This window comes from Micromonospora sp. (assembly GCF_048594385.1).
Classification (GTDB): Bacteria; Actinomycetota; Actinomycetes; order Mycobacteriales; family Micromonosporaceae; genus Micromonospora; species Micromonospora wenchangensis.
The window spans coordinates 1-11,327 of the sequence record NZ_JBMDWU010000122.1; the positions used below are offsets into that span (position 1 = coordinate 1).

The following is an 11,327-nucleotide window of genomic DNA, read 5'->3' on the forward strand; positions in this document are numbered from 1 at the left end:
GGGCGCGTAGACGCCGGGGGGGCGGCACGGGGGGGGGCCGGGCCGCGGGGGGTCGGCCGGGCCTCTCCCAGGGCCGTGGCGTCAGGGGTTGACGTTCGGCTTGAGCGGGCTGCGGACCGCCGCGTTGGCGTCCACGATGCCGTACCCGTAGAAGCCGTTGAAGTTCAGCGACCCGGCGCAGTACGCGTCGAACTCGGTCGACCGGCCCTCGTTGGCGTAGCTCTGCAGACGCGGCTCCGGGCAGGCGTGCTCGGTGGCGGTCCGGTAGAGGTGCTGCTCCACCTTGGCCGGTGCCAGGCCGTAGCCGTCCTTACCCTCCTTCTTGCCCCACTTGCTGACGATCAGCGCGGCGACCCCGCTGACGTGCGGCGACGCCATCGACGTGCCCTGGAGGTAGGTGTAGTAGCCACACTCACCGGCGGTGGTGCACTGCTTGAACACCGAGTTCTCGAAGCCCGGCACGACGTTGCCGTTCTCGTCGACCGACCCCTCCTCCTGGAGCACCTTCTTCGGGTACGTCGAGAGGATCATGTTGGCGTCGGTCCGGTAGGTGTCGGTGCCGAAGCCGTCGCGGAACCAGCCACCCGGTGCGGCGACCGAGATCTGCTCGGTGCCGTAGTTGGAGTAGTCGGCCTTCTTGCCGGACGGGCCGATGGCGGACACGCCGATCACGTGCGGGCCCTCCACCGGGAAGTCCCAGCAGCTCTCGTTGTCGATCGGGCGCGGGTACGGGTCGGCACCGTAGTCCGGGCTGGACACGTCGGTGCGGGGCGCGCCGAGGTCCTCGTGGTTGTTGCCGAGCGAGCCGACCAGGGTGACGCCCTTGTTGTGGGCGAAGTTCAGGGCCCGCTTCATCGCCTTGATGACGGCCCGCTGCTCGGCCTGCGACTCGGGCGAGTCAGCCGGGTTGGCGGTGCAGTTGTAGAGCCACGGGTCGACGTAGAACGACATGTTCACCACGTCGAGGCCGGACTTGCCGGCGTGCACCAGTGCGTTGACGACCGGGTTGAGGAAGAAGTACCCGGAGTCCTGGCCGCCCTTGAGCTCCACCAGCGAGACGTTCGGGGCCACGCCGGACAGGCCGAAGCCGTTGGCGGCGGCGCCGATGGTGCCGGCGACGTGGGTGCCGTGCCCGCCGTCGTCGGTGCCGACCGGGTCGAGGCAGCTCGGCACCTCGCACGGGCCGTCGACCTCGGCGATGTCCGGGGCGAAGTTGCGCGACAGCGCCCAGTTGAAGTTGGGCGCGAGGTCCGGCTGGCTGGCGTCGACGCCGGTGTCCAGGATGCCAACGGTGACCCGCTTGTCGCCCGGCATGACCTTGCGGGCCTTGTCGGCCCCGATCATCGTGAGGCCCCAGAGCTTGTCGTCGAGCGGGTCCAGCTTCTTGCCCTTGGCGTTGGCCGCCGCCTTGGCCGCCTTCCTGGTCTCGGTCAGCAGGTTCTCCTGCGCGACCCGGTCCAGCTTGGGCTTGCGGCCGATGGCCCGCTGCTCGGCCGCGCCGACCAGCGCGGAAGCGGCGGTGACCCGGCCGGCGAAGTCGGCCCGGTCGCTGGTGACCTGGTAGAGACCGACGTCGTCCGTACGGGACACGACGGTGCCACCGGCGGCACGGATCGCGGCGATCGCCGCGTCCGCCGAAACGCCGTCCTCGGCCACCACGGTGAACGTCCGGCTGGTGGTCGGCCCGGCGTTCGCCGGGACGGTCAGGCCGGTCACCGTAAGTGCCAGGGCCGCCGCGGTCGCGACGGCTCCGGCGGTGAAGCGCTTGCTCACCACATCAGATCCTCTCGTTGAGGGACGTGGCAGCCATCCCATAGCACCGGCGACGATTCCGCCAGATACAAATCCGAATTGGTCCCGCATCAGGCATTCGTCGGTTGCAGGCTGCGTAGCGCCGCCGGCAGGTCGGTGAGCGTGCGCACCTCGGCGTCGGGGCGTACCCCTTCGGGGAGGGGAAGTCCGAGCCGGTTGAGCCAGACACCACGCATTCCGGCCTGCTGGGGGCCGAGCACGTCGTGGGAGATCGAGTCGCCGACGTACGCGATCCGTTCCGCCGGCACCCCGGCGGCGGCGACGATCGCGGCGTAGAACGCCGGGTCGGGCTTCTTGGGCAGGCCGCCCTCGTGGGCGTACAACTCGAAGGCGAACTTTCCGGGCAGGCCGCAGCGTTCGGCGCGGCTGTTGCCGTTGGTGGCGTAACCGAGGGTGAAGTCGGCGCGCAGCGCGGCCAGCGCCGGCAGGGCGTCGGGGTACGGGTGGCTGAGCGCGTAGCGCCTGGTGAAGAAGAGTTCGGCGAACTCGTCGAGCTGACCGACCAGCCCGGCCCGGTCGAGGGACCGGGCCAGCGCGGCCCGGCGGATCTCCATCACCGGCGCGGCGGTCATCGACCCGAACACCGCCTGCCAGTCGGACTCCACCTCGGCGAGGGTCACCCCGGCCGCCACCGGCGTCCGGCGACGCATCTCCTCCAGTACGGCCGCCAGGGCCCCGGTGACCGCCGGGCGCAGGTCGATCAGGGTCTCGTCGGCGTCGAACACCACCACGCTGAGCATGTCCGACACCCTCTCACGTCGGCGCACCCGGGCCGCGCCGAGCAGGCCGCCCCGGCCACGGCAGCACCGGACAGGCCCACCCACAGCAGCACCGGGCAGCGCACCGCCCGGCCATGACAGCACCGGGCGGGGAACCGCCCGGCGGCGATCCGTGGGACGGCTCAGGTCAGTGCCGGCTCGTCCGTCCGGGTCGCCGCCTGTTCGGTGCGGCCCGCGCGCAGCTCGTCGAGGCGGACCAGCGCCACCCCGGCGACGATCAGCGCGCCCCCGGCGAGCTGCACCGGCACCGGTAGCTCGCCGAGCACCAGCCAGGCGATGAGCACCGCGAACATCACCTCGGTCAGCCCGACGAACGACGACAGGCGGGCACCGAGCAGACGCGTCGCGGCGATCCCGGTCAGGTACGCCACCACGGCGGCGACCAGCGACAGCCCGACGATCGGGACGAGCCAGCTGGTGCGCTGCCCGGCGAAGTCGACCGCGCCGAAGGTGGCCCGCAGCGGCAGCACCCCGACCAGGCCGAGCAGGGCGAGCACGGCCGCGCCGACGGCCATCCCGCCACTGGCCATGGTGACCGAGGGCAGGTCGGCGTCGACCCGGGCGGCGAGGACGAAGTAGCCGGCCAGCCCGACGGCCGCGCCGAGGCCCCAGAGCACCCCGACCGGGTCGAGCCGACCGGTGCCGGTCAGGTCGAGCACCAGGACGAGCCCGGCCAGAGCGGCCAGCGAACCGGCGACGGTGAGCCGGCGGGGGCGCTGCCCGTGCACCAGCCACAGCCAGCCGACCACGAGGATGATGCCGAGGTATTCCAGCAGCAGGGCCACCCCGACCGGCAGGTAGCGGACGGCGTTGAAGAAGCACGCCTGGGCGGTGGCGACGCCGAGCAGGCCGAAGACGGTGACCGGGCCGAGGTTGCGGCGCAGCACCCCGGTCCGGCCGCGCAGCGCGAGCACGGCGGGGACGGCCAGCACCAGGGCGGCCAGGCCGACCCGGGCGACGACGACGGCCTCGGCCGACCAGCCGGCCTCGATGAGTGACCGGGCGAAGGTGCCGGAGGTGGCGAACGTGACGGCGGAGAGCAGGGCGAGTGCCAGCCCGGTGCCGGCGGAAGATCGGTGCGGCATCGGGACTCCTCAGGCGAGGTGACATCAGCAAAGTAGGATTACGCCGATGACGCTAGCCGTCGACGACGACAGGGGTCAAGTTGCTTTTCGCCCATGACACCGAGTGCGGGCTGACCGCCGCCGCAGCCCTGGTCAACACCGACAACCGGGACGGCGAGGGGCTGCCCGACATCGCCGCACTGGACCGTTTCGTCACCGCCAACCAGTGGACCGGCCGGCACGAGCACACCGAAGCCGAGCTGCGCGCCGTCCGCGCGCTGCGCCCCCGGCTGCGCCGGCTCTGGGACGACGACCCGGACACCGTCGTCACCGTGGTCAACGACCTGCTCCGCGAGTCCCGGGCGCTGCCGCAGCTCATCAAGCACGACAACGAGCCGTACCACGTGCACGCGGTGCCCCGGGACGCCCCGCTGGCCACCCGGATGGCCGTCGAGGCGGCGATGGCCGTCGCCGACCTGGTCCGGGGTGACGAGCTGGGCCGGCTACGGCACTGCGCCCACCCCGAATGCGCCAACGTGCTGGTCGACCTGTCCAGGAACCGGTCCCGGCGGTTCTGCGACGCCGGTTGCGGCAACCGGGTCGCGGTCAGCGCCTACCGGGCCCGGAAGGCGGCTGGTAGTCGCCCCTGAGCAGCTCGTACTCCACCTCGCCATGCTCCGTTCCGGCGATCGGGTCGGGCCAGTCGGCGTGGAAGGTGCGGACGTACCGCAGGCCGGTCTTCGCCAGCACCGCCCGGGACCGCACGTTGACCGCCATCGTCTGCGCCCACACCCGGCGTACCCCGGCAAGGGCGAAGGCGTGGTCGACAAGCGCGCGGGAGCCCTCGGTGGCCAGGCCCCGCCCCCAGGCCGCGCGGCGCAACCGGTACCCCAGCTCCGGCCCGGTGCCGTCGTCGGACGGGTCGAGCGCGAACCAGCCGAGGAAGGCACCATCGGCGGTGTCCTCGGCCGCCCACCGGCCCAGCCCCGGGTAGCGGTCGTAGCCGGCGACAATCCGGGGCAGCTGCTCGTCCCGCACGGTGGCGGGCGGGGTGGGTCGACCGCCGGTGAGGAACCGCATCACCTCCGGGTCGCTGTCCAGTTCGACCAGATGCGCCACGTCGTCGGTGGTGAAACGGCGCAACCGCAGCCGTGCCGTCGTCAACAACACCCCGTCTGTGCCCGTCACGACCCGGATCATGCCGCCCGCGAGCCACCCGGTCGACCGGTTATCCCGGCGACCGGACCTGCGGCGACCGTCCGCCGCGAGCCGGTCCCGGCAGCGCGGCGGCGCGGCCACGAAGATCCGCCAGGAGTACGCCGGGAAGGTGAGCACCGGGCCCGCCGGGTCCTTGCTGTCCCGCACCCCGACCACCCCGACCAGATTCGTCGCCACCTCGACACAGTCGTGGTTCTGGCTGCTGCGGGTGCTCTTGCGCCAGGCCGGGCCGGTCGGCCCGGGAACCGCGCGACCCGCCGCGCCGGTCAGTTCCACGACTCCGCCACCTGCCGCATCAACTCGATGGACTCCGTCGGGGGCAACGCCTCACCGAGGGTCGACTCCCAGACCTCCCGCATCCGGGTCAGGACATCGGGCTCGCTGAACTCCTGGGTGCGGACCTGCCCGCCGACACATCCCAGCTCCATGCCGTCGGGCAGGGTCGCCAGCACGAAACCCCCGGCGAGTCCCGGATACTCCCCGGCCGTGCCCGGCACCAGGTGCAACCGGACCCGGGGATGCTCCGTCGCCACCCGCGCGAGGTGCGCGACCTGCTCACCCATCACCTTTCGGTTGCCGACCTGACGGCGCAGGGCGGCCTCGTCAAGGATCGCGACCACCTGCGGCGGCTGGTCGCGGTACAGCACCGCGTGGGTCTCCAGCCGGTCGGTCAGCCGCCGCTCCACCTCGGGCCCGTCGAGCAGCGCGCCGGCCTCGAAGACGGCTCGGGCATACGCCTCCGTCTGGAAGAGACCGGGCACGTACAGCGGCTCGTACCAGCGGACCGCGCGCGCCTGCTCGATCAGCGCCCGCCAGCCGAGTTGCCACACCCGGGCCCGGTCGAGGGCAACCAGGTCGGTGAGCATCCGGCTGAAGATGCCGCCGGTGTCGAGGGCTTTGTCGGCCAGTTCGAGGTACTTGGCGGTGGGCGGCTGCTGGCCCAGTTCGATCGCGCTGACCATCGACGCCGAGTAGTTGACCGCCTTGGCGAGGTCGTCCTGGCTCCAGCCCCGACGGGTCCGGGCCCGCCGCAGCTCGGCGACGAGGAAGGCCGCCGCCGTCATCCGCCCGTCCGTCATCTCCAGCCGCCCTCCACCGCGCCGACGATCGACTCCGACACCACGCCGACCAGGGACGCCGCTAACACAGGACAAGACCGGAAGCCGACAACAACCCTTCACACGGTAGTGGTTTCATCAGCAGACTGTGAAGTGCGACATCGACCGCTCTCCCTCCGGGCGGACCGGTGTCGCGGTGGGACGGCCCGCTCCCCGGCCGGCGGTCCCACCGCCGGGGGAGACGACCAGCCGACCCACCATGGAGGCGACGCGATGCCCCGGCTCACCTGGCGACACCGGCTTGCCCGCAGATTCCGATCCGGCCGACTCCCGGAAGCGGCCCCACTCCGCCGGCCCGCTCCCCCGTCCGCCGGTCCAGCCACCCACCCGACCCCGTCCCCGACCAACGGACCGGGTGCTTATCCGGCCACGTCCCCGACCACCGGACCGACCGCCCACCCGGCCCCCTACCCGGCCAGCGGGCCGGACGCCCACCCGGCCTCCTACCCGGCCATCGGGCCGGACGCCCATCCGGCCTCCTACCCGGCCATCGGGCCGGACGCCCATCCGGCCACGTCTGCGGCCACGGGAGCGGAGGTACCCCCGGGTACCGGGTCGGGCCCGCCCGGGTGGGAGGACACCACCATCTCGTTTCCCCGGGTGGGGCGGGTCGGTTGGCTCACGCTGGCCCAGGAGTGGCGCGCCAACCGGGGACGGCGGTGAACGCGGCGGCCGGACCGGACGGGCCGCGCCGCACCGGTGGACCACCCGACCCGGTCGGCCGCAGCGGGCCGGGGCCGGCGAATCCGCGCCCCCACCTGCCGCTGCGTCCGCTCTGGCTGTGCCGGGTGTGCGCCGCGCCGTGGCCCTGCGGGGCCGCCCGACTCACCCTCGTCTCGGAGTACGCCCACGATCGGGTCGCGCTCAACATCTACCTCTGCACGGTGTTGCACGATGCCGCCGCCGACCTGTACCGCCTCTATCCCGACACCGGCCCCGACCCGGCGACCCTCTTCGCCCGGTTCCTCGCCTGGGTCCCCCGCACCCGCCCACCGACCGAGCCATGATCCACTCACGGGGGCCGATGTAGCGCTATCGAATCCGCCTGACACCGCTACATCGGCCCACAGGAGTCGATCAAACAGGCGCCGGTCAGGGGTGGGTCATCCGGAGCAGGTCGAGGGCCTCGTCGAGCTGGGTCTCGGTGAGTTTCCCGGAGTCGACGTGCCCCCGGGAGATCACCACCTCGCGGATGCTGACCTGCTTCGCCAACGCCTCCTTGGCGATCGAGGCGGCCTCGTCGTACCCGAGGTGGCGGTTGAGCGGGGTGACGATCGACGGCGACCCTTCCGCGTACGCCAGGCAGACCTCGGCGTCCGCGACCAGACCGGCCACCAGCCGGTCGGCGAAGAGCCGGCTGGACGCGGAGAGCAGCTTGATCGATTCGAGCAGGTTGCGGCCCATCACCGGGAGCATCACGTTCAGCTCGAAGTCACCCTGGCTGCCGGCGAACGCGACAGCCGCGTCGTTGCCGATCACCTGCGCGCAGACCTGCCGCACCGCCTCGGCGACCACCGGGTTGACCTTGCCCGGCATGATCGACGAGCCGGGCTGGAGGTCGGGGATGCGCAGCTCCCGCAGACCCGCCCGGGGGCCGGACCCCATCCAGCGTACGTCGTTGGCGATCTTGTAGAGCCCGACCGCGACGGTACGCAACTGGCCGGACGTCTCGACCAACGCGTCCCGCGCCCCCTGCGCCTCGAAGTGGTTACGGGCCTCGGTCAACGGCAGCCCGGTCGAGGCGCGCAACTTGTCGATCACCCTGCCGGCGAACCCCAGCGGGGTGTTGATGCCGGTGCCCACGGCGGTGCCGCCCAGCGGCAGCTCGGCCAGCCGGGGCAGCGCCGACTCCAGCCGTTCGACCCCGTAGCGGACCTGTGCGGCATACCCGCCGAACTCCTGCCCGAGGGTGACCGGGGTGGCGTCCATCAGGTGGGTACGCCCCGCCTTGACGACCGTCTCGAACTCGGCCGCCTTCGCCTCCAACGCCTCCGCCAGGTGGCGCAGCGAGGGCAGCAGGTCCTCCACCACGAACTGGGTGGCGGCCAGGTGGATCGAGGACGGGAAGACGTCGTTGCTGGACTGCGAGGCGTTCACGTCGTCGTTCGGGTGCACGTCCCGGCCCAACTCCCGGGTGGCCAGGGTGGCGATCACCTCGTTGGTGTTCATGTTCGACGAGGTGCCCGAGCCGGTCTGGAACACGTCGATCGGGAACTGGTCGTCGTACCCACCGTCGGCCACGTGCGCGGCGGCGGTGGCGATCGCCTCGGCGACGTCCGCGCCGATCACCCCCAGCTCGCCGTTGACCAGGGCGGCGGCCCCCTTGATCTGGGCCAGCGCCTTGATCTGGGCCGGTTCGATGCCCCGGCCGGAGATCGGGAAGTTCTGCACCGCGCGCTGGGTCTGCGCCCGCCACAACGCCTCGGCGGGCACCTCCACCTCGCCCATCGAGTCACGTTCGATCCGGTAGCCCGCTGCCTCTGGAGTCGTCACCCGTCCCATCCTGCCCCGCCCTGGGTCGGACCGCAGATGATCGCCGGTCAGCTCCCGCGAATCAGCGGCGGCCGACCGTCAGGACCGGCTTGGTGACCTCGGCGAAGAAGTCGTTGCCCTTGTCGTCGACCACGATGAAGGCCGGGAAGTCCTCCACCTCGATCTTCCAGACCGCCTCCATGCCCAGCTCGGCGTATTCGAGCACCTCGACGTGCTTGATGCAGTCCTGGGCGAGCCGGGCCGCCGGGCCGCCGATCGAGCCGAGGTAGAACCCGCCGTGCTGCTGGCAGGAGCGGGTCACCTGGGCGGACCGGTTGCCCTTGGCCAGCATCACCTGGGAGCCGCCGGCCGCCTGGAACTTCGCCACGTAGGCGTCCATCCGGCCGGCGGTGGTCGGGCCGAACGAGCCGGAGGCGTACCCCTCGGGGGTCTTGGCCGGGCCGGCGTAGTAGACGGCGTGGTCGCGCAGGTACTGCGGCATCGGCTCGCCCGCGTCGAGCCGCTCGGCGATCTTGGCGTGGGCGATGTCCCGGGCGACGACCAGCGGGCCGGTCAGCGACAGCCGGGTCTTCACCGGGTACTTCGACAGCTCGGCCCGGATCTCGGCCATCGGCCGGTTGAGGTCGACCCGCACCACCTCGGAGGCGTCGAGGGTCTCGTCGGTGACGTCCGGCAGGTAGCGCGCCGGGTCGGTCTCCAGGCGCTCCAGCCACACGCCCGACGGAGTGATCTTGGCAACCGCCTGCCGGTCGGCCGAGCAGGACACGGCGATCGCCACGGGGCAGGACGCGCCGTGCCGGGGCAGCCGGACCACCCGCACGTCGTGGCAGAAGTAACGGCCGCCGAACTGCGCGCCGATGCCGAAGTTGCGGGTCAGCTCCAGCACCTCGGCCTCCAGCTCCAGGTCCCGGAAGCCGTGCGCGGTCATCGAGCCGGAGGTGGGCAGCGCGTCGAGGTATTTCGCCGAGGCGTACTTGGCGGTCTTGAGGGCGTACTCGGCGGAGGTGCCGCCGATGACGATCGCCAGGTGGTACGGCGGGCAGGCCGAGGTGCCGATCAGCCGCAGCTTCTCCTCCAGGAACTGCATCATCCGCGTCGGGTTGAGCAGCGCCTTGGTCTCCTGGTAGAGGTACGACTTGTTGGCCGAGCCGCCGCCCTTGGCCATGAACAGGAACTTGTACGCGTCGGGGTGCCCGTCCGGGTCCTCGGCGTACAGCTCCACCTGGGCGGGCAGGTTACTGCCGGTGTTCCGCTCGTCCCACATGGTCAGCGGGGCGAGCTGCGAGTACCGCAGGTTCAGTCGCGTGTACGCCTGGTAGACGCCGTGCGAGATCGCCTCGGCGTCGGAGCCGTCGGTGAGCACGTGCCGGCCGCGCTTGCCCATCACGATGGCGGTGCCGGTGTCCTGGCACATCGGCAGCACGCCACCGGCGGCGATGTTGGCGTTGCGCAGCAGGTCCAGCGCGACGAACCGGTCGTTCGGCGAGGCCGCCGGATCGTCGATGATCGACCGGAGCTGGGCCAGGTGGGCCGGCCGCAGGTAGTGGGCGATGTCGTGCATCGCCTCGGCGGTCAGCGCGGTCAGCGCGGCCGGCTCCACGGTCAGGAAACGGCGACCGCCCGGACCGTGGACGACGTCGACGCCCTCGTCGGTGACCAGGCGGTATTCGGTCTGATCCGGACCGGTCGGCAGCAAGGGGGCGTACGAGAACGCGGCGGCACTGCTCATGACGGAAAAGCCTAGGGCAGACCGGGCGATCGGTGACACCCGCCGGGTGGGTCGTGGGACGCCGCTCTCACCCGTTGCCGTTGGCGCAGAGTTCCCGTTTCGGCCCGCAACTACCCTCGGGGTCCGGCGCGCCGCCGGTCCGTCCCGGGCCGGGGCCGGTACCGCCGTCCGAACCGGCCGGCGGCGCGGCGGGTGGGGGCGCACCGCCACCCGCGCCGAACCGGACGTACCCGATCTCCCGCCCCTCACCGACGACCATGCCGTTGGGGCCGACCGCGAGCGCGTTGGCGCTGGTCCGCAACACCACCAGTTCCTTACCGGTACGCGGGTCGACGGCGACCAACCGGTTCGGCTTGTTCCCGGTCAGCACCGCCGCGTACGGGGTGAGCGCCGCGCCCGCCTTCGCGCCGGCCGGCCGGGTCCAGCGGGCCTTGCCGGTGCCCAGCTCCCGGGCGATCACCGAGTCCTTGTCGGCGCTGCGGACCAGGGCGTACCTGTCGTCGACGGCGAGCAGCTTCTCGCCCTCGGCGTCCACCAGCAGCAGCCGGCCGTCGTAGCCGTCGAGGACGGCCTCCCGCCCGTCGGGGGCCACCCCGATCAGCACGCTGCGCGCCCCCTGCGGGTCCTCCCGCTGGGCGCATCCGGCACTGTCGGCGGTGCGCAGGTTGAACCCGCTGCGCCGCCACACCTCCTGCCCGGTGGCCGGGTCGCGCGCCGAGACGGCGTACTGGCAACTGCCGTCGACCGACACCGCGCGGATCTTGAGCATCCGGCCGCCGACCACCGACAACCGCTCGTCCTGGCCCGGTTCGACGTCCTGCACCACCCGGCCGGTGGCGGTGTCCACCACGTGCACCCGGCCGTCGACCGGGAAGCCGAGCAGCGGCGGGGCCGCCTCCGGGCCGGCCACCCCCTCGTCGATCCGCTGCGCGGTGAGTCGCCGGGTGCCGAGCAGGCCCGGGTTGTCGGCGAACAGCCCGCTGCTGACGCCGGGCAGGAAGGCCGTCCACAGTGGGCTGGTGCCGCGCGGGTCCCAGGCGCTCAGCGTGCAGTCGGTGGCGGCCACGCACCGGGCGTCCAGCAGCATGTTCCGGTACGTCCAGACGGCCACCGC

General features: G+C 72.4%; 10 protein-coding genes and 1 pseudogene. 2 read left to right on the top strand and 9 right to left on the bottom strand.

The genetic code is table 11. The annotated features are described in order from the left end of the window. Nucleotides 1-81 precede the first annotated feature (81 nt). The 3 genes from ACOJTC_RS06095 to ACOJTC_RS06105 all read right to left on the bottom strand — a co-directional run bounded on the left by ACOJTC_RS06095 (nt 82) and on the right by ACOJTC_RS06105 (nt 3,676). A complete protein-coding gene (locus ACOJTC_RS06095) occupies nt 82-1,773 on the bottom strand; it encodes a S8 family serine peptidase (RefSeq protein WP_363650595.1) in 1,692 nt (563 codons plus the stop codon). A gap of 89 nt (nt 1,774-1,862) precedes the next feature. Then, nucleotides 1,863-2,552 carry an HAD family hydrolase gene (locus ACOJTC_RS06100; protein WP_420116107.1) on the bottom strand — a complete coding sequence of 230 codons (690 nt, stop codon included), beginning with the start codon at nt 2,550-2,552 and terminating at the stop codon, nt 1,863-1,865. 161 nt (nt 2,553-2,713) lie between these two features. Beyond that, nucleotides 2,714-3,676, bottom strand: coding sequence for an EamA family transporter (locus ACOJTC_RS06105; protein WP_420116108.1), 963 nt, complete (start codon nt 3,674-3,676; stop codon nt 2,714-2,716). Between the two features lie 80 nt (nt 3,677-3,756). Here ACOJTC_RS06105 and ACOJTC_RS06110 point away from each other — a divergent pair, with 80 nt between their 5' ends. After that, on the top strand, nt 3,757-4,305 hold the full coding sequence (locus ACOJTC_RS06110) for a CGNR zinc finger domain-containing protein (protein ID WP_420116109.1): 549 nt from the start codon (nt 3,757-3,759) through the stop codon (nt 4,303-4,305). Here ACOJTC_RS06110 and ACOJTC_RS06115 read toward each other — a convergent pair. The 3 genes and pseudogenes from ACOJTC_RS06115 to ACOJTC_RS06125 all read right to left on the bottom strand — a co-directional run bounded on the left by ACOJTC_RS06115 (nt 4,262) and on the right by ACOJTC_RS06125 (nt 5,952). After that, the gene (locus ACOJTC_RS06115) at nt 4,262-4,855 is read right to left on the bottom strand and encodes a GNAT family N-acetyltransferase (protein WP_420116114.1); all 594 of its coding nucleotides are present in this window, start codon (nt 4,853-4,855) and stop codon (nt 4,262-4,264) included. The two genes, ACOJTC_RS06110 and ACOJTC_RS06115, sit on opposite strands and share 44 nt — an antisense overlap. Before the next feature lie 90 nt (nt 4,856-4,945). After that, nucleotides 4,946-5,143 (bottom strand): annotated as a pseudogene (locus tag ACOJTC_RS06120) (DUF397 domain-containing protein); the annotation flags it as partial. Continuing rightward, nucleotides 5,140-5,952 carry a helix-turn-helix domain-containing protein gene (locus ACOJTC_RS06125; protein ID WP_420116110.1) on the bottom strand — a complete coding sequence of 271 codons (813 nt, stop codon included), beginning with the start codon at nt 5,950-5,952 and terminating at the stop codon, nt 5,140-5,142. The pseudogene ACOJTC_RS06120 and the gene ACOJTC_RS06125, both read right to left, overlap by 4 nt. Before the next feature lie 797 nt (nt 5,953-6,749). Here ACOJTC_RS06125 and ACOJTC_RS06130 point away from each other — a divergent pair. Then, nucleotides 6,750-6,998, top strand: a complete 249-nt coding sequence (locus ACOJTC_RS06130) for a hypothetical protein (RefSeq protein WP_420116115.1) — start codon at nt 6,750-6,752, stop codon at nt 6,996-6,998. A gap of 85 nt (nt 6,999-7,083) precedes the next feature. Here ACOJTC_RS06130 and ACOJTC_RS06135 read toward each other — a convergent pair whose 3' ends face one another. The 3 genes from ACOJTC_RS06135 to ACOJTC_RS06145 form a co-directional block, all read right to left on the bottom strand. Continuing rightward, on the bottom strand, nt 7,084-8,484 hold the full coding sequence (locus tag ACOJTC_RS06135) for a class II fumarate hydratase (RefSeq protein ID WP_420116111.1): 1,401 nt from the start codon (nt 8,482-8,484) through the stop codon (nt 7,084-7,086). Between the two features lie 61 nt (nt 8,485-8,545). Beyond that, nucleotides 8,546-10,213, bottom strand: coding sequence for a fumarate hydratase (locus ACOJTC_RS06140; protein ID WP_420116112.1), 1,668 nt, complete (start codon nt 10,211-10,213; stop codon nt 8,546-8,548). A 67-nt stretch (nt 10,214-10,280) separates the two neighbouring features. Beyond that, nucleotides 10,281-11,327 (bottom strand): PQQ-binding-like beta-propeller repeat protein (locus ACOJTC_RS06145; protein WP_420116113.1); only part of this gene is annotated, 1,047 nt, incomplete at its 5' end.